The organism is Tsuneonella dongtanensis, from assembly GCF_001698205.1.
Lineage (GTDB): Bacteria > Pseudomonadota > Alphaproteobacteria > Sphingomonadales > Sphingomonadaceae > Tsuneonella > Tsuneonella dongtanensis.
The window spans coordinates 347,973-366,195 of the sequence record NZ_CP016591.1 but is presented as its reverse complement, the minus strand read 5'-3'; the positions used below and the strand labels follow the sequence as shown (position 1 = coordinate 366,195).

Annotated in this window: 15 protein-coding genes; 8 read left to right on the top strand and 7 right to left on the bottom strand. The window is 66.6% G+C overall.

The features are described 5' to 3' along the window. Window positions 1–60: 60 nt before the first annotated feature. Window positions 61–825 (bottom strand): hypothetical protein, encoded by a 765-nt coding sequence (locus A6F68_RS01745; RefSeq protein WP_067675484.1) that lies wholly within the window; start codon window positions 823–825, stop codon window positions 61–63. A 344-nt stretch (window positions 826–1,169) separates the two neighbouring features. On the opposite strand from A6F68_RS01745, the gene A6F68_RS01740 reads away from it, so the two are divergent. The 5 genes from A6F68_RS01740 to A6F68_RS01720 all read left to right on the top strand — a co-directional run bounded on the left by A6F68_RS01740 (window position 1,170) and on the right by A6F68_RS01720 (window position 7,224). Beyond that, entirely contained in the window at window positions 1,170–1,619 is a 450-nt protein-coding gene (locus A6F68_RS01740; protein ID WP_067675481.1) for a DUF3576 domain-containing protein, read from the top strand. A 19-nt stretch (window positions 1,620–1,638) separates the two neighbouring features. After that, the gene (leuS, locus tag A6F68_RS01735) at window positions 1,639–4,158 is read left to right on the top strand and encodes a leucine--tRNA ligase (RefSeq protein ID WP_067675478.1); all 2,520 of its coding nucleotides are present in this window, start codon (window positions 1,639–1,641) and stop codon (window positions 4,156–4,158) included. Beyond that, on the top strand, window positions 4,155–4,646 hold the full coding sequence (gene lptE, locus A6F68_RS01730) for an LPS assembly lipoprotein LptE (protein ID WP_232308177.1): 492 nt from the start codon (window positions 4,155–4,157) through the stop codon (window positions 4,644–4,646). Before leuS ends, lptE begins: the two co-directional genes overlap by 4 nt. Window positions 4,647–4,656: 10 nt before the next feature. Further along, a complete protein-coding gene (locus A6F68_RS01725; RefSeq protein WP_067675476.1) occupies window positions 4,657–5,694 on the top strand; it encodes a DNA polymerase III subunit delta in 1,038 nt (345 codons plus the stop codon). 153 nt (window positions 5,695–5,847) lie between these two features. Further along, window positions 5,848–7,224, top strand: coding sequence for a sugar transferase (locus A6F68_RS01720; protein ID WP_067675473.1), 1,377 nt, complete (start codon window positions 5,848–5,850; stop codon window positions 7,222–7,224). A gap of 24 nt (window positions 7,225–7,248) precedes the next feature. On the opposite strand, the gene A6F68_RS01715 is transcribed toward A6F68_RS01720, so the two are convergent. From A6F68_RS01715 to A6F68_RS01705, 3 genes are read right to left on the bottom strand one after another with little or no spacing between them, the layout of a single operon-like run. After that, window positions 7,249–7,806 (bottom strand): LptA/OstA family protein, encoded by a 558-nt coding sequence (locus A6F68_RS01715; protein WP_067675469.1) that lies wholly within the window; start codon window positions 7,804–7,806, stop codon window positions 7,249–7,251. Then, window positions 7,806–8,471: an LPS export ABC transporter periplasmic protein LptC gene (lptC, locus tag A6F68_RS01710; RefSeq protein ID WP_067675466.1), complete on the bottom strand. Its 666-nt coding sequence runs from the start codon at window positions 8,469–8,471 to the stop codon at window positions 7,806–7,808. The genes A6F68_RS01715 and lptC overlap by 1 nt, the downstream gene beginning before the upstream one ends. A 25-nt stretch (window positions 8,472–8,496) precedes the next feature. After that, window positions 8,497–9,117, bottom strand: coding sequence for a ribonuclease D (locus tag A6F68_RS01705; RefSeq protein ID WP_067675463.1), 621 nt, complete (start codon window positions 9,115–9,117; stop codon window positions 8,497–8,499). Between the two features lie 80 nt (window positions 9,118–9,197). Between A6F68_RS01705 and ung the strand changes: the two genes are divergently transcribed. Next, on the top strand, window positions 9,198–9,890 hold the full coding sequence (gene ung, locus A6F68_RS01700; RefSeq protein ID WP_067675460.1) for a uracil-DNA glycosylase: 693 nt from the start codon (window positions 9,198–9,200) through the stop codon (window positions 9,888–9,890). Window positions 9,891–10,158: 268 nt separating this feature from the next. Further along, window positions 10,159–10,347, top strand: a complete 189-nt coding sequence (locus A6F68_RS01695; protein WP_067675457.1) for a hypothetical protein — start codon at window positions 10,159–10,161, stop codon at window positions 10,345–10,347. A 152-nt stretch (window positions 10,348–10,499) separates the two neighbouring features. Here A6F68_RS01695 and A6F68_RS01690 read toward each other — a convergent pair whose 3' ends face one another. Beyond that, a complete protein-coding gene (locus A6F68_RS01690; protein ID WP_084001508.1) occupies window positions 10,500–11,288 on the bottom strand; it encodes a helix-turn-helix transcriptional regulator in 789 nt (262 codons plus the stop codon). Between the two features lie 124 nt (window positions 11,289–11,412). Between A6F68_RS01690 and A6F68_RS01685 the strand changes: the two genes are divergently transcribed. Further along, entirely contained in the window at window positions 11,413–12,024 is a 612-nt protein-coding gene (locus A6F68_RS01685; RefSeq protein WP_157096609.1) for a GNAT family N-acetyltransferase, read from the top strand. Here the strand turns inward: A6F68_RS01685 and A6F68_RS01680 are convergent. Both A6F68_RS01680 and gltB read right to left on the bottom strand, forming a co-directional pair. After that, complete coding sequence (locus A6F68_RS01680; protein WP_067675451.1) at window positions 12,021–13,457, bottom strand: glutamate synthase subunit beta; 1,437 nt, start codon at window positions 13,455–13,457, stop codon at window positions 12,021–12,023. The two genes, A6F68_RS01685 and A6F68_RS01680, sit on opposite strands and share 4 nt — an antisense overlap. Continuing rightward, window positions 13,457–18,097, bottom strand: a complete 4,641-nt coding sequence (gltB, locus tag A6F68_RS01675) for a glutamate synthase large subunit (RefSeq protein ID WP_067675448.1) — start codon at window positions 18,095–18,097, stop codon at window positions 13,457–13,459. The genes A6F68_RS01680 and gltB overlap by 1 nt, the downstream gene beginning before the upstream one ends. Window positions 18,098–18,223: the final 126 nt, after the last annotated feature.

The following is an 18,223-nucleotide window of genomic DNA, read 5'->3' as shown; positions in this document are numbered from 1 at the left end:
GGCGCGCAGGCAAAGAAAAACCCCGCCGAAGCGGGGTTTGCGCATACCAATTCCGTAACGTCAGAAGCGGAACTGGGTGCCGACGTAGACTGCCTGGTCGTCCCGCACGGCATCGGTCAGGGGAGCAAGGCGGTCGCGCTCCTGGCTCAGGCGGACGCCTGCAGTGACGTTGAGGTTCTTGGACAATCGGTACCCCGCCCCGAGGTCGACGGCCTGCTCACCCGCGCCTTCGAGCGTTCGCGGGCTGCGCCCGGTGATTGTGCCCGATTCGAGTGCGAGGCGCGGCTGAAGCCGCCCCGGCGTTTCCTTTACCCCCTCGCGCGGGCGGAAACTGGCGAGATCGGGCATCTCGATAGGCTTAAGATTGAGCGACGGCACTGCCGGCTTGGCAAAGGTCTCGTAACCGCGCGAAATGCCCAGATTGTACCTGCTCTTCGCAAGCGTTGCGATCGAAGGACCGGCTCCTGCTTCACCTTTGGCGGCGGCAATCGCGCTGCGGACCGAGATCGCGCGCGCCTGCTCGGGCGCTACGCGAATCGCCACGGTCACCGTCCGGTTCTTGCCGGGCGCGCTGCCCGCCGGAGTGAAACGCAATGTCTGACCCCGTGCCGCGATCTTGGCGGCGAGGCTGCGAGCGACCGCCGGATCGACGTTCGCAGGCGTGAACGGGACGATCTGGGCGACCGCCCCGCGTGAAAGGCTCTCGTCGGGAATAGCGAAGACGGCCGTGGGCGCGCCGACCAGCAGCGCACCCGCGGCGAACAGAAGCGAAGCGCGCGCAGCGCGGCCTTCCTGTCGTCCTGCAATGATCCGCGTCTGCTTCATCGTGCGAAGCCCCAGTACTCCCCCGGTCGTTCGGCCCGGACATTCCAATGGCCGCGCGACCTGAACGCTTGATGACCGAACCGGTTTCAGTTTCAACCGACTCACCCGAGTCCGATCCTCGAAAGAGAATGCTAGAATCAAATCAATGGTTTTTCCACCTTTTCCACAAGGTTACCCCGGATTGGGATTCGCTGTTGCGCCCGGTCCACAGCCCGCAGGTTTCCGCCGATTCAGCGGCGGTTCACGGCCGGGGGATGCAAGTCCGCGCTGACGCCTTGCCCGCGCCGCGCGGGCGCACTAGAGGCGAATGCGACAAATCTGATCCCGAGGATTTCTTCTTGAGCATGACCGCCACTTCGCGTTCCGCCCGCCTGACCCGCACCGCCGTCGCCTTGGCCGCGCTCGCCGCGCTCGCCGCATGCGGTGGGAAGGAGCGCCCCAAGGCCGACCTCGCCGCAAGCCAGGTCACCACGATCGGCGTCAACGCCTATCTCTGGCGCGCCGCGCTCGAGACGGTCAGCTTCGCGCCGCTGCTGCAGTCCGACAGCAACGGCGGGGTCATTGTGACCGACTGGTATGCGAATCCGCGCAACCCGAACGAACGGGTCAAGGTAACCGTGTCGATCCTCGACCAGGACCTGCGTGCCGACGCGGTGCGCGTCGCAGCGAGCCGGCAGGTGGCACAGGGTGGCCAGTGGGTCGATGCGCCGGTCCAGGCGGCAACCGTGCAGAAGCTCGAGGACATCATCCTCACAAAGGCGCGTCAGCTTCGCCGCCAGGCTATCGCTGGTTGATCGAAACAAGGGTTTTACAATGACAGACCAGCGTTTCGATCCGTCGGCGGCGGACGGGCGCTGGCAGCGCGCCTGGGACGAAGCCGACTCCTTCCGCGCCGACAGCGGCAGCACGAAGCCCAAGAGCTATGTGCTCGAGATGTTCCCCTACCCATCGGGGCGGATCCACATCGGGCATGTGCGCAACTACACGATGGGCGACGTCTTCGCGCGCTACAAGAAGCTGACCGGGCACGAGGTGCTCCACCCGATGGGGTGGGACGCTTTCGGCATGCCGGCAGAGAATGCCGCCATGGAGAAGGGTGTCCACCCGGGCGGCTGGACCCGCGCCAACATCGAGCACATGAAGGCACAGTTGAAGCGGTTGGGCTTCGCACTCGACTGGAGCCGCGAACTGGCCACCTGCGACCCCGAATATTACGGGCACGAGCAGGCGCTTTTCCTCAAGCTCTACGAGGCAGGGCTCGTCTACCGCAAGGAAAGCGAGGTCAACTGGGACCCGGTCGACATGACCGTGCTCGCCAACGAACAGGTTATCGACGGACGCGGCTGGCGGTCGGGCGCAGAGGTTGAGCGGCGCAAGCTCGCTCAGTGGTTCCTGCGCATCACCGATTTTGCGCAAGGCCTGCTCGAAGGGCTCGGCGACCTGGCCGACTGGCCCGACAAGGTCCGGTTGATGCAGGAAAACTGGATCGGCAAAAGCCAGGGTCTGCGCGCTACCTTCAAGCTCTACGGCGGGGACGAACGCGGGATCGACGTCTTCACCACTCGCCCCGACACGCTTTACGGCGCGAGCTTCGTCGCCATCGCGGCCGATCATCCGCTGGCGCGCGCGCTGGCCGAGGACGCGCCCGGGCTCGCCGCCTTCATCGCCGACTGCAAGAAGGGCGGAACCACCGCCGCCGAGATCGAGACGCAGGAGAAGAAGGGCTTCGATACGGGCCTTTCGGTCGCGCACCCGCTCGATCCGGAATGGCACCTGCCCGTATACGTCGCGAACTTCGTGCTCATGGACTACGGAACCGGCGCGATCTTCGGCTGTCCCGCGCACGACCAGCGCGACCTCGATTTCGCGCGCAATTACGACCTGCCGGTCCACCGCGTCGTCGCCGACGGGGATGCGGACTACATCGTGTTCGAGGGCGACGAGGCCTATACCGGGCCGGGGCGGATCGTGAATTCGCACTGGATGAACGGCATGTCGGTCGACGAGGCGAAGGCTGCAGTGATCGCCAAGGCCGAACACGATGGCTGGGGTCAAGGCGAAACCCAGTGGCGCCTGCGCGACTGGGGGGTGAGCCGCCAGCGGTACTGGGGCACTCCCATCCCCTTCATCCATTGCCCTTCCTGCGGCATCGTGGCGGTGCCCGAAGAGCAACTGCCGGTCGTCCTGCCCGAGGATGTCGACTTCACCGTACCTGGCAACCCGCTTGAGCGGCATCCGACCTGGAAGCACGTCGCATGCCCCAAATGCCATCAGGCGGCGGTGCGCGAGACCGACACGCTCGATACGTTCACCAACAGCTCGTGGTATTTCCTGCGCTTCGCCAGCCAGCCGGCGGACAAGCCGTTCGACCGCGACGAGGTGGCCAAGTGGATGCCGGTTCAGCAGTACATCGGCGGGATCGAGCACGCGATCCTCCACCTGCTCTACGCCCGCTTCTGGACCCGTGCGCTCCGGCATATCGGCATGATCGACTTTGCCGAGCCGTTTGCGAGCCTGTTCACACAGGGCATGGTGACCCACGAGACCTACCAACTCGGCGATGGCAGCTGGTTGTCGCCCGATGAAGTCCGCAAGGACGGCGAGGACTACGTACACATCGAGAGCGGTGCGCCGGTGACCCCGGGACGCGTGGTCAAGATGTCGAAGTCGAAGAAGAACGTCGTCGACCCCGACACGATCGTCGACCGCTACGGCGCCGATGCCGTGCGCTGGTTCATGCTGTCGGACAGTCCGCCGGAACGCGACCTGCCGTGGTCGGAGGCGGGGATCGAGGGCTGCTGGCGCTTCGTCCAGCGGTTGTGGCGCCTGTTCGGCGAACACGACGAAAACGCGAGCGGCGAAGACAAGGCGGTCGCGCGCAAGCTGCACCAGACTATCGACGCGGTCGGCGGCGACATCGAGGCGTTGGCTTTCAACAAGGCGGTTGCGCGGATCTACGAACTGACCAACGCGATCGAGAAAGCCGCGCCTTCGGCCAGCCGTTCCGAAGCGATCTGCACGCTCGTTCAGCTCGTCGCGCCGATGATGCCGCATCTCGCCGAAGAGGCATGGGCGGCGATGGGGCAGCAGGGTCTGGTCGCCCAATCCGACTGGCCCCAGGTCGATCCGGCGCTTCTGGTCGAGGACGAGGTGACAATCGCAGTGCAGGTGAAGGGGAAGCTGCGCGACACGCTGACCGTCGCCAAGGGCCTGCCTCAGGACGAGCTTCAGGCGCTTGCGCTCGCCTCCGACAAGGTCCAGCGTTCGCTGGACGGGGCGGAGGTGCGCAAGGTGATCGTGGTGCCTGACAGGCTGGTCAACATCGTCGCATGATGCGGACGGCGATCCTTGGTCCGGCCCTTCTCATGCTCGCCGGGTGCGGGCTCCAGCCGATGTACGCGGGTGGATCGAGTGGCGCTGTGGCCAGCGGCCTCGCGGCGATCGAGGTGCCGGCGATCGAGGGCCAGGCCGGGTGGCTTGTGCGCAATGCCCTCGTGGACCGGCTCGGCGCCGGGGGGCAGGCGAGCCCGCGTTACCGCCTCGATGTCCGTCTCGACGACAAGCTCGAAGGGCTCGGCGTCCTGAGCGACGACACGACCGGACGCGAGCGGCGGACGTTGCGCGCACGCTACCAGCTCGTCGACCTCGCCAGCGACGCGATCGTGGTCGATGCGACCGCTGGGTCGGACGCCGGGATTGACGTCGTTTCGAGCGAGTACGCCACGATCGCCGCCGAACAGACCGCCCTCGAGAACCTCTCGCGCGAGATCGCCTCGCAGATCACCACGCGGGTCGCGCTGGCGCTGCGCGACCGCCAGTAGGGACTCGCCAGTGAAGGCGAACCAGAAGGACTTTGCCGCAGTTGCCCCACGGGCCGTGCGCGCCTGCCGGACCTTCTTCTTCTGTGGACCCGATGAGGCGGGGGCTGCCGCCGCGGCCCAGCGTATCGCTGCGATGCTCGAGGACCCGGGCGAGCGGGTCGACCTTTCCGGTGCCGATCTGCGCCGCGATCCCGTTCTCCTGGCCGACGAGGCGCGCTCGAGTTCACTCTTCGCCGGTGCGCGGCACATCATGGTGCGAGCCAGTGGCGAAGAAGCGCACGATGCGCTTGCCAATCACCTGGCCGCGATCGACGCCGGCGAGGGCCAGGCTTGTCCGGTTCTGATCGTGGCGACGGCGGCGACCGACAAGTCGCGCACCGCCAAGCTGCTCGATGGACGCGGCGATGCGCTCGTCGCCATGTTCTATCCGCCCGACCTGGGGCAGCTGCGTGACGCGATCCGGACCGCAGGAGAGGAACGGGGGTTGCGCATGTCGGGCCCGATCGCCGAACGCATCGCGCGCGCGACGGGCTTCGACATCCGTCTCGCGCGGTCGGAGGTTGAAAAGCTGGCGCTCTACCTCGATGCCAGCCCCGAGGCGCCGGTGACGCCCGATCCCCAGGCGCTCGACGCGATCGGTGCGCGGACCGAGGACGACGGGTTCATGCCGCTCGTCAACGCCGTGCTCGGCGGCCAGACCGATCGGCTCGCCGGGGAACTGGCACGGATGCGCGAACTGTCGCTCAATCCTGTCGGGCTCCTGCTCGCGTTCGAGCGCCGTGCAGCCCAGCTTGCCCAGCTCAACGCCAGGCTCGGTCCTCGCGGCGCGGTCGGACCGTTCGTGGATGCGGAAACCAAGGCCCGGCGCATATTCTTCAAGGACAGCCGTGACATCGGGGTCCAGCTCGAACGCTGGCGCGGCAAACGGCTGGAGCGGCTGGTGGCGCGACTTGTCGAACTGCACCGGGCATTGCTGGCCAACAGTCCGGCCAGCGAGACGCTGCTTGCGCAGGCACTGGCCGGAATTGCCGCTGCGGGCCGTCGCTAGCGGGCGGCGACAAAGATCTCCGAAACATTACTTCGAATTCTTGGGTAATATTGTCCGCCGGGTTGCGTAGAACTACGTAATTGTGCATCGCACCAGCGCGCCTCCAGCAATCGGGGGGAGCGGTAATTTTTCCGGTCAATCGCGGAGCCGGGCATGAACGCGCCGACCAAGGTATTCATTGGCGACAAGCACGTGGGCGGTCCTCTGGCACGCTCGCTCGAGCAGCGGCGCGTGCGCTATTACCTTGCGATGGTCGTGCTCGACGTCGCGATCCTTCTGGCCGCGTTCGCTTTGGTCGAAATGGCCTACCTCGGTCGCGTCAAGCTCCTCGAAGGTCAGCTTCTGCTGCCGCTTTACCTCACCCTCGCGCTCTACACGCCGACATATTCGATCCGCTCGCTTCAGGACTGGCGCTTCGCAGGGCGAACGGCATTGGCGGCACTTGCGCTCTCGGCCGCCCTGTTGCTGTTCGTCATGTTCTACGCAAAGGCGACCGCCGAGTTTTCGCGTGTGATCTTCACGGGCAGCCTTGCTTTGTCGGCAGCACTTCTGGGCGCGTCGCGCTACGCATTGACCCGCTCGATCCGCCGCCGATGGGGGCCGAGCGTAACCAACAAGTTGCTGGTGCTCGCTGGCGGACCGACAATCGATTGGCCCAATGCGATCGTGATCGATGCCGCCGAAAGCCGCATCGTCCCAAACCCCGGCGACCCGCGTTCGCTCGACCGGCTTGGCCGCTGCCTCCTCAATATGGATCGCGTGGTGGTGTCCTGCCTCTACGAACAGCGCAGCCAGTGGTCGCAGGCGCTGCGCGCGGCGGGAGTAAGGGGCGAGATCGTCACGGATCGCCTCGATGAGCTGGCACCCATCGGCCTCAGCGTCGAGGACGGCTGGCGTGCGTTGGTCGTCTCGACCGGCCCACTGGGCTTGCGCCAGCGCGTCATGAAGCGGGTGTTCGACATCGTAGTGGCCACCGTGGCCCTCGTGGTCACGGCGCCGATTTTCCTGGCCACCGCGATTGCGATCAAGCTCGAGGACGGCGGCCCGGTGCTTTTCGTCCAGCGCAGGCTGGGGAGGGGTAACCGCTTTTTCGACATGCTGAAGTTCCGCTCGATGCAGCAAACGCACAGCGATTTCGCCGGCGTGCGCTCGGCGGCGCGCGACGACGACCGGGTTACGCGCGTCGGGCGCTTCATTCGCAGGACGAGCATCGACGAGCTTCCGCAATTCATCAACGTCCTCCGCGGCGAGATGAGCGTCGTCGGTCCGCGGCCGCATGCACTGGGCTCGCAGGTCGGAGACAAGCTGTTCTGGGAGGTCGACCGCCAATACTGGGATCGCCACACCCTCAAGCCCGGGATAACCGGCCTCGCCCAGATCCGCGGGCATAGGGGCGCGACCGACGAAAAGCGCGACCTGACCGACCGGCTTGCCGCCGACCTCGAGTACATTGCCGGGTGGAGCCTGTGGGGCGACGCCTGGATCGTTGTCAGGACGCTCGGAGTGGTCGCCCACCCGCGTGCGTTCTAGCTGCCTCTGACAGGGGCGCCCGGCTCAGTTGCCCTGCGGCACGCTGAACGAGCCGCTCACCCGACCGCTGCCGGAACCGCTTACGGTACCCGTCACCGACGACGAGCCGTTGGCCCGTCCGTCGACGCTCGATACCCCGCTCTTGAGGTCGATCACCAGTCGCCCGCCGTTGAGCGTGTCGCCACCGCGGTTGAGCCGGACGTTACCCGCCATCGTGATGACCCGGCGGTTGAAATCATAGACCGCCACTTCGCCCGCCGCCCGCTCGCTGCCGCGGGTCACGGTGACCCCGCCGGTCGCAGTGATCCGCTGGATCCTGAGCGATCCCGCATCGGTGTAGTTGACCTGGGTCCGTGCGGCCTGGAGCCGGAGTCCTGCCTGCGTGATGTCGACATTTCCCGACAGTACGACCCGGTTCTGCCGGTCCTGCAGCTCGATCCGGTCGGCGGCGTAATTGACCGGTGCATTGGAGTTGTGCCCAGCGATCGCCTGCGCTCCGGCCTGGATGCCTGCCATGGCGACGAGCGTCGCGGTGAAGCCGGCCATGCCCCAGCGGGCCGCCGTTGTGGAAAGACGGGTCATCAAGGCATCCTCAGCTTGCCGGGGATCATGTTGAGCCGGGCGTTGCCGGCAAGGGACACGGTGCGAGCTTCGAGATCGGCCTCGAGCCGGTTGGCGGAAAAGGTGCCGGCGGGCACGGCGCCGCTCACACCGCCCGTACCGACCATGCGCTTGTTGGGGATGTCGACCGACACCCCGCTGGCGGTCATCCGATAGCCGTCGGCAGCGGTGACGAGGATCGTGCCGGGCACGCTGACGATCTCTTCCCGGATGTCGTATTGCCCTGCATCGGCGCTGACGCTCGCGGGACCTTCCGGCAGCAGGATGCGCGCGACGAGCTCCTGCATCCGTACGATCCCCTCGCGCCCCGAGCGCTGCACGGCCTCTCCAGCGGTCAGCGAAAACGGCCGCCCGTCGGCGTCCGCGCCGCGGTACATCGCGTTGTCGACCCGCAGGCGCTCGTCGATCACCTGCACTTTCGTGCGGTCGAGCAGGAAACTGACCTCGCCGCGCGGCGACAGGGGCGTGATGATCATGAGCGCGGCGATGACCCCGATGCCCATCGGCAAGGCGCGGGCGAGGAAGGCCACCACCTTGTCGTGCGTTCCGCCGGGCGCGGCGAAATGCTGCCGCGCACTGCGCAGCGCCTTGGCCTCCTGGGTCTCGATGCGGGCGGAAAGGGTCATGATGGTGGCTTAACGCGCGAGGCCCCTAATCGTGGCTGAATATGTCCTTGTCGGCCCAGCCGGCAAGGTCGAGCCGCGCACGGGTCGGCAGGAAGTCGAAGCACGCCTGCGCCATTGCGGTGCGCTGTTCGCGCTCGAGCCGCTCGACGAGAACGTCGCGCAGGCGGTGGAGATAGCGCACATCGCTCGCCGCGTATTCGCGCTGCGCTTCGTTGAGTTCCGGCGCGCCCCAGTCGGACAGTTGCTGCTGCTTGGAAATGTCGGCAGCGAGCAGCTCCGAGACGAGGTTCTTCAGTCCGTGGCGATCGGTGTAGGTGCGCGTGAGCTTGCTCGCGATCTTGGTGCAGAACACCGGTGCGGCCGTGACACCGAGGTAGAACTCGATCGCCGCAAGATCGAAGCGGGCGTAATGGAACAGCTTGAGCCGGTCGGGATCGCCGAGCAGCGCCTTTAACCGCGGTGCATCGTAAGTCGAACCGGAGCCGAACCGCACGAGATGCTCGTCGCCGTGCCCGTCGGAAATCTGGACCACGCACAGCCGGTCGCGATGGGTGATAAGGCCGAGCGTTTCGGTATCGACCGCGATCGGGCCATCGGCGAACGCCACGCCCTCGGGCAGGTCTTCTTCGTGAAAATGGACTGTCATGCGGGCTCGCCCTTAGGCCGAATGGGGATAGAGGGAAAGGGGCGCTGGCGGCCGGCCGCCGGTGGGAGTAGCCGAGGGCGATGGGCAGCGAAGCCGTTCCCGAAAGCTGGCGCCCGGCGCTGGGCAGCGTTCTGGCTGGCTCCGAGGCGCGCAGGCTCGGTGGCTGGCTGCGCGGCGAGGAGGATGCGGGCCGCACGGTCTATCCGCCACGCGGCAGCCGGCTCAGGGCGTTCGAGCTGACGCCGCTCGATTCGGTCCGGGTCGTGATCCTCGGCCAGGATCCCTATCATGGGGCGGGGCAGGCCATGGGCCTGTCCTTCTCGGTCCCGCGCGGCGAGCGGGTGCCGCCAAGCCTCGCCAACATCTACAAGGAGCTGGAGAGCGACCTCGGCCTGCCGCGCCCGGCGCACGGCGACCTCACCTCCTGGGCCATGCAAGGCGTTCTGCTCCTCAATGCGAGCCTGACGGTGGAGGCGGGCAAAGCGGGCAGCCATGCGGGTCGGGGCTGGGAGGCGGTGACCGACGCCGCCGTCGCGGCAGTCGCCGCGCGCAGCGAGCCGAGCGTTTTCGTGCTCTGGGGCAGTCACGCGCAGGCCAAGGCCGCGCGCATCGCCGGACTGAAGGCCGCCTCTCCCCACCTCGTCATTCGCAGTCCGCATCCGAGCCCGCTGTCCGCCCACCGCGGGTTCTTCGGTTCGAAGCCCTTCAGCCGCGCGAATGCCTTCCTGCGCGAGCACGGGCGGGGCGAGATCGACTGGCGCGTGGCACACTGAACCCGGGTGAATGTGAAACTGTGGTAAGGGGAATTCTCCAAGTCTATCAGGGGGATAAAGAGAATCGTCGGGTGTAAGGTGTGACTTTTGCCCGATCCCGGTCGATGGGCCTTCAACCCGAGCGGTCACGCAAAGTGCAGTCATCCGGCACGCGAAGCACGAAGGGGGCACTGTAGGAAAACGATTTCCGGTCAGGCGCGTCTGGTTGCGGCGTGCTTAACCACTAGATCGAACGATTGGCTTATCCCTGCGCGCCCACAATGCGCAGATGGCCCGTCGCGCGATCCTCCTTGTGCCCATGCTCAGCACTGCCTGTGCAGGAGGGGCTCCGGATTACGTCGTGCGCTACGACCTCGAGCAGGTGGCCTTCGAAACCTCGCTGCGCGATGCTTCGCCCGGGTTCAGCGAACTGCCCCGGTCATCCCCGGAAACGAAGGCCGAACGACCATCGGCGTGATCTGCGAAGTCAGCGGCAAGAAGGGGGGCGCGCCGCCCAGTCTTCGAGGAACGTGCGGCGCGCCAGACACCCGGGTGCGGCCCGAAGGGCATCCTGCGACCGTACTAACAAATCATACGATTCGCGCATGTCGCCCAATCACCTGACACCGTTTAACCGCGCTTGCCGGGATACCTGCCGGTGACGACCAGGCCGAGGGCAAGAGCGCGTACCGAGGCGCTCGTGCGATCCGATACGCCGAGCTTTGCGAAGATGCGTTTCAGGTAGACGTCGACCGAACTCGGCGCGATCTCGAGCAGCTGGGCGATCACCCCGTTGCTCTTTCCTTCGGCAACGAGCTGAAGGACTTCGGTCTCGCGCGAAGACAATGCGACAGGTCTTTCCGGGAAGGGCTCGAGAAAGCGCGAGTAGCGCTCGAAAGACAGGCGCGAGGCCAGCTCGATCTTCAGCCGCGACGACGCGTCGAAACGGGCGCTCGCGTCCGGCAGGGTCACTCCGACCAGACCGGTCCACGCGAATGGGCCGAAACACGGTACCGCAATGCCGCGCGCCATCCCGTGAACGGAGAGCCGGTCCATGTATCCCTTCTCGGCCTGCGACAGGGTCTTGCGGTCTATGTCGTCGGTCCAGGCGAAAGCGCTGCGCCGGCTCAGACCCAGACGGGGCAGGGGATCGACGAGGATATCCTGCTCGCGGTAACGCGTTTCCCATTCGGCTGGCAGGCCGACGTTGGTCAGGACGCGTGCGATCCGTGGGTCGCTGACCACCGGAAAAACGAAATAGGCACCATGAAATCCGGCGTGGGCGAAGGCATCCATCGATGCATCACGCAGCTCGGCATTGGTCGGGGCCCGCCCGATACGCTCCAGAAGCGCCCAGAACTGGCCGTCGGCCTCCCGGGATTGCCCCCCACCCAAGCCATCCTCGCTTGGTCGAGTCATGGCGGCAGTGTGCACCTGTGGCCCTGCCGGCACAACCCCTGTCCCCCGATCAGGGGACAAAGAGCAATGTGGCACGTCAGTCGACCGGGATTGCGCGGGATGCGATCGGCGCTAGCTTGCGTCGATGTCCAGAGCCGCTGTCGATCCCGATGACTGCAACGCGGGCCCTGCCGAAAGAATGCACCTGGTGCATCCTTCGGCCGCCATGCTCCCCTCCTTCATCGACGCGCTCGAGAAGGGCTGGTCACCGCGCAACGTCGATAGCGAGCGTGCCAGGCTCGCGACGCTTGCTCGCATCGAGGCCGGTCGCGAGGCCTTTCTGGCTGAATTCGTGGACGGAGCTACGGACGGTCCGCCGATCGAGTTGCCGGACGGCCGGACGGTACCCCGCCTGCCCGACCTGGTGCGATGGATGTGGGACGGCGAGTTCTGCGGGGTGATCAACTTGCGCTGGCAGGAGGGCACCGACGCCTTGCCGCCCCATACGCTGGGGCATGTCGGCTACGCCGTGGTGCCGTGGAAGCGAGGTCGCGGCTATGCCAGCGCGGCGCTTCGCGGAATCCTTCCGCTGGCCCGCTCGGTTGGGCTGCGCCGGATCGAGCTGACGACGACGGCGGACAATGTTGCCTCGATCCGGACGATCCTTAACGCGGGCGGCCGGCATGTGCGCGACATGACCGATGTCGTGCACCACGCACCGGACGAGATCGTCGGCCTTTACGAAATCGAGCTTTAGCGAGGCAGCTCGGAGGTTCCCATCAGGGCCTCGTCGACCGCGCGGGCCGCCTGGCGGCCTTCGCGGATGGCCCAGACGACCAGGCTCTGGCCGCGTCGCATGTCGCCACAGGCGAAGACCTTGTCCTCGCTCGTCGCATACTTGCTCGTATCGGCGAGCACGTTGCCGCGGGAATCGAAATCGACACCTGACTGGTCGAGCAGCCCGGACTTTACCGGGCCGGTGAATCCCATCGCCAGGAGGATCAGGTCTGCCGGGATGACGAAGGCGCTGCCTTCGACGTCCTGCATCTGGCCGTCCTTCCACTCGACGCGGACGCATTCGAGGCCGGTGACTTCGCCGCCTTCGCCGATCACGCGCTTGGCGAGTACCGACCAGTCGCGCTCGACGCCTTCCTCGTGGCTCGACGAGGTGCGCAGCTTCAGCGGCCAGTCGGGCCAGGTCAGCGCCTTGTCTTCCTTTTCGGGCGGGCGCGGCATGATCTCGAGCTGGACGACGCTTTCCGCGCCCTGCCGGTTGCTCGTGCCGACGCAGTCCGATCCGGTGTCGCCGCCGCCGATGACGATGACCTTCTTGCCCGTCGCGACAAGGCTGCCGCGCGGGGCCGCGCGGACCTCGTCGTCGCCGGCGTTGCGCTTGTTCTGCTGGGTCAGGAATTCCATCGCCAGCCGCACGCCGGGCAGTTCGGCGCCCGGTATGAGCAGCCGCCGCGGCTCTTCCGCGCCGCCCGCGAGCACCACCGCGTCGAAGTTCTCTTTCAGCGAGGCGAACGACACGTCGACGCCGACTTCGGTCGAGGTTTTGAAGGTGACGCCTTCGGCCTCCATCTGCACCGCGCGGCGGTTGATGAGGTGCTTTTCCATCTTGAAGTCGGGGATGCCGTAGCGGAGCAGCCCGCCCAGGCGATCGTTCTTCTCGAACACCGTCACCGAATGGCCGGCGCGGCCGAGCTGCTGTGCGCAGGCGAGCCCCGCCGGGCCGCTGCCGACCACCGCGACGCGCTTGCCGGTCTTCTCGGTCGGCGGCTCGGGGACGATCCAGCCCTCGTTCCAGCCGCGGTCGACGATCGCGCATTCGATCGACTTGATGGTCACCGGCTGGTCGATGATGTTGAGCGTGCAGGCCGCCTCGCACGGGGCGGGACAGATGCGACCGGTGAACTCGGGGAAGTTGTTGGTGCTGTGCAGCACCTCGAGCGCGTTCCGCCAGTCCGCCTCGTAGACGAGGTGGTTCCAGTCCGGGATCAGGTTGTTCACCGGGCACCCGTTATGACAGTACGGGATGCCGCAGTTCATGCACCGTGCGGCCTGGAGCTTCAGGTCGGGCTCGGCGTGCGGGACGACGAACTCCTTGTAGTGCCGCACGCGCTCCTTCGGATCGGCGTAGCTGCGATCCTTGCGCTCGTATTCGAGGAAGCCGGTTTCCTTGCCCATTATTCTGCCGCTTCCATCGCTGCTTCGTTGCGTTCCGCCTCGAGTTGCTTGAGCGCGCGCGCGTAGTCCGTCGGCATGACCTTCACGAACTTGCCGATCGCCTTGTCCCAGTCGTCGAGGATCGCCGCAGCCTTCGTGCTGCCGGTGTGGAGCTTGTGCCGCTCGACCAGCACCTTGAGCCGCTCGGCATCGTGGTACAGCATGTCGCCGAGGCCCATGTCGTCGACCGACCGAGGACGTTGCAGCGGACGACCCGTGCCGTCCTCCTCGTCGCGCTTCGCGCTGACCGGCGAAAGTTCGACCTGCGCCATGTTGCACAGCTTCGCGAATGTGCCGTCCTCGTCGTAGACGTAGGCGACGCCGCCGCTCATGCCGGCCGCGAAGTTGCGCCCTGTCTTGCCGAGAACGACCACCGCGCCGCCGGTCATGTATTCGCAGCCGTGGTCGCCGCAGCCCTCGACCACCGCGATGGCGCCCGAGTTCCGCACCGCGAAGCGTTCGCCGGCGACGCCGTTGAAATAGGCTTCGCCCGCAATCGCGCCGTAGAGCACCGTATTGCCGACGATGATGTTCTGGCCCGGATCGCGGCTCACGCCTTCCGGCTGGCGTACCACGATGCGGCCGCCGGACAGGCCCTTGCCGACATAGTCGTTGGCATCGCCGGTGAGGCGCAGGGTCACGCCGTGCGCCAGCCAGGCGCCGAAGCTCTGGCCCGCGACACCGGTGAATTCGATCCGGATCGTCTCGGGCTTGAGGCCCTGGTGCCCGTGCGCCTTGGCGACTTCGCCCGACAGCATCGCGCCGACCGTGCGGTTGACGTTGCGGACCGAGCGGGTCAGCTGCACCGGTTCGCCGCTATCGATGGCCTTGCGGCAGGCGGCGATGAGCTCGACGTCGAGCGCACCCTCGAGCGCGTGGTCCTGCACCTGCGAATGGTAGAGGGTGTGCCCTTCGACCGGCTGTACCTGGTGGAGCAGCCGCGACAGGTCGACGCCGTGCGCCTTCCAGTGACGTTCGCACCGCGCCATGTCGATCCGGTCGACCCGGCCGACCATTTCCTCGACGGTGCGGAAGCCCATCTCGGCCATGATCGCGCGCAGTTCCTCGGCGACGAAGAAGAAGTAGTTGATCACGTGCTCGGGCGTGCCGGTGAAGCGCTTGCGCAGCACCGGGTCCTGCGTGGCGACGCCCACCGGGCAGGTGTTGAGGTGGCACTTGCGCATCATGATGCAGCCTGCCGCGATCAGCGGCGCGGTAGCGAAGCCGAACTCGTCCGCGCCGAGCAGTGCGCCGATGGCGACGTCGCGCCCGGTGCGCAGGCCGCCATCGACCTGCACCGCGATGCGGCTGCGCAGGTCGTTGAGCAGCAGCGTCTGCTGCGTTTCGGCGAGGCCGATTTCCCACGGACTGCCGGCGTGCGTCAGCGACGTCAGCGGAGACGCACCGGTGCCGCCTTCGTAGCCCGAGATGGTGACGTGGTCGGCCTTGCACTTCGATACGCCCGCGGCGACGGTCCCGACGCCGACTTCGGACACCAGCTTCACCGAGATGCGGGCGACCGGGTTCACGTTCTTGAGATCGTGGATAAGCTGCGCGAGGTCCTCGATCGAGTAGATGTCGTGGTGCGGCGGCGGGCTGATGAGGCCCACGCCCGGGGTCGAATGGCGGACCTTGCCGATCACCTTGTCGACCTTGTGCCCGGGCAGTTGGCCGCCCTCGCCGGGCTTCGCGCCCTGCGCCATCTTGATCTGGATATCGTCCGAATTGACAAGGTACTCGGTCGTCACGCCAAAGCGGCCGCTGGCGACCTGCTTGATCTTCGAGCGCATCGTGTCGCCGCTGGGCAGGGGCACGAACCGGTCCGGCTCCTCGCCGCCCTCGCCGGTGTTCGAACGGCCGCCGATGCGGTTCATCGCGATAGCGAGCGTAGTGTGCGCTTCTCTGGAGATCGAGCCGAAGCTCATCGCGCCGGTGCTGAAGCGCTTGACGATCTCGGCCGCCGGCTCGACCTCGTTGATCGGAACCGGAGCATCGGCGGGCTTCAGTTCCATCAGCCCGCGGATCGTCAGCAGCCGCTCGGACTGCTCGTTGATCGCCTGCGCGAAGGCCTTGTACCGGTCTTTCGAATTCCCGCGCACCGCGTGCTGCAGGTCGGCGACGGTGCCCGGGGTCCACGCGTGGTCCTCACCGCGCAGGCGGAACTGGTAGATGCCGCCGACGTCAAGCATGTGCTCGTAGATCGGGTTGTGGCCGTAGGCGAGCGCGTGGCGCTTGCAGGCTTCCTCGGCGACTTCATCGAGGCCGACGCCTTCGATCGTCGTCGCGGTGCCGGTGAAGTACTTGTCGATGAATGCACTCGACAGCCCGACCGCGTCGAAGATCTGCGCACCGCAATAGGACTGGTAGGTCGAGATGCCCATCTTGGACATGACCTTGAGGATGCCCTTACCGATCGCCTTGATGTAGTTTTTCTGCACCTCCTTCGCGTCGAGATGTGACAGCTTCGTCACGCGAATCTGCTCGAGCGTCTCGAACGCGAGGTAGGGGTTGATGGCTTCCGCCCCGTATCCCGCCAGCACGCAGAAATGATGCACCTCGCGCGCCTCGCCGGTCTCGACGACGAGGCCGGTCTGCATGCGCAGGCCCTGGCGGACGAGGTGATGGTGCACCGCGGCGGTGGCGAGCGCGGCCGGCAGCGGAATGCGGTCAGGCCCCTGCGCCCGGTCGCTGAGGACGAGGATGTTGTGGTCCTGCAGCACCGCTTCGGTCGCGGCCCAGCACATTTCGCGGATCGCCAGCTCGACGCCTTCGACCCCGGCGCTGGCATCCCAGCAGATGTCGATCGTCTCGCAGCGGAACGCCCCGTCGAGCGCCGCCTCGACCGAGCGGATCTTGGCGAGGTCCTCGTTGGTGAGGATCGGCTGGCTGACCTCGAGCCGCTTGTGCGTGCCCGCGTCGTGGCCGAGGAGGTTCGGGCGCGGGCCGATCATGCTGAGCAGGCTCATCACCAGCTCCTCGCGGATCGGGTCGATCGGCGGATTAGTGACCTGGGCGAAGTTCTGCTTGAAGTAATCGTAAAGCAGGCGCGGCTTGCTCGACAGAACCGCGATCGGCGTGTCGGTGCCCATCGACCCGATCGGATCGTCGCCCGCCTGGGCCATCGGCTCGAGGAACTTGGCGATGTCTTCCTGGGTGTAGCCGAACGCCTGCTGCCGCTGCAGCAGGTCGGCGGCGGGCTCGGGCACGGCGGAGAGTTCCGGTTCGATGTGGTCGAGGTCTTCCAGCTTGTACTGCGCCGCCTCGAGCCATTCGGCATAGGGCTCGGCCGCGGACAGTTCGGCCTTCAGCTCCTCGTCCTCGATGATGCGGCCCTGTTCGAGGTCGACGAGCAGCATCCGCCCCGGTTGCAGCCGCCACTTGCGGACGATGTCCTCTTCCGCGAACGGCAGCACGCCGCTTTCCGAAGCGAGGCAAATGTAATCGTCGCTGGTCACGCAATAGCGCGCGGGGCGCAGGCCGTTGCGGTCGAGCGTCGCGCCGATCTGGCGGCCGTCGGTGAAGCAGACCGCAGCCGGGCCGTCCCACGGCTCCATCAGCGCGGCGTGGTATTCGTAGAATGCGCGCCGCTCGGGATCCATCAGCGGGCTCTTCGCCCACGCCTCCGGGATCAGGATCATCATTGCGTGCGCAAGGCTGTATCCGCCGAGCAGCAGCAGCTCGAGCGCGTTGTCGAGGCACGCAGTGTCCGATTGGCCGTGCGGGATGATCGGCCACAGCTTGTCGAGGTCGGCGCCGAGCAGCGGCGATTCCATCGTGCGCCGGCGGGCGTTCATCCAGTTCACGTTGCCGCGAACGGTGTTGATCTCGCCGTTGTGCGCCATGAAGCGATAGGGGTGCGCGAGCCGCCAGCTGGGGAAGGTGTTGGTCGAGAACCGCTGGTGGACGAGGCCCAGCGCCGAAACGCAATCGGGATCGCGCAGGTCGTCGTAAAAGCTGCCGACCTGGTTCGCGAGCAGCAGGCCCTTGTAGACGATCGTCCGGCTCGAAAAGCTCGGGATGTAGAGCTGGGTCAGCCCCGGGATGCCGAGCTTCTCTTCCTGCTTGCGCAAGGGATTCTGGGTCTGCTTGCGGATGACGATCAGCTTGCGTTCGAACGCATCCTGGTCGGCGCAGTTGGGGCCGCGGGCGATCACGCATTGGCGCATGACCGGCATCGAGGCGACCACTGCCTTGCCCAGCCCGTCGAGCGTGACCGGCACGTCGCGCCAGCCGACGAGGCGCTGGCCTTCCTTGGCGACGAACTTCTCGAACTGCTCGGTAACGAAGGCGCGCGCCTCTTCGCCCTGCGGCATCATGCATTGCGCGATCGCATAGTCGCCGGGGGGCGGCAGGTCGTGGCCCTCGGCAAGCGCCCACTTGCGGATCAGCGGATCGGGAATCTGGATCAGAATGCCCGCGCCGTCGCCCAGCAGCGGATCCGCGCCGACCGCGCCGCGGTGATCGAGATTGGCGAGGATTTCGAGCGCGCGGGTAACGATGTCGTGCCGCTTCTCGCCCTTGATGTGGGCCAGCAGCCCGACGCCGCAGGCATCGTGCTCGTTACGCTGGTCGTACAGTCCCTGGGCAGGCGGAAACCCCATCGCTCGTCAGTCCATCCCGTCTTCGTTCGAGTGCGAAGGGTGGGAGGTCGGGCAATGAAGCACGACTCGCCATGTCACCCCGCGCAGCAAAAATGTCGCGAGGCTCGGCAATGGCGAAACGAACGG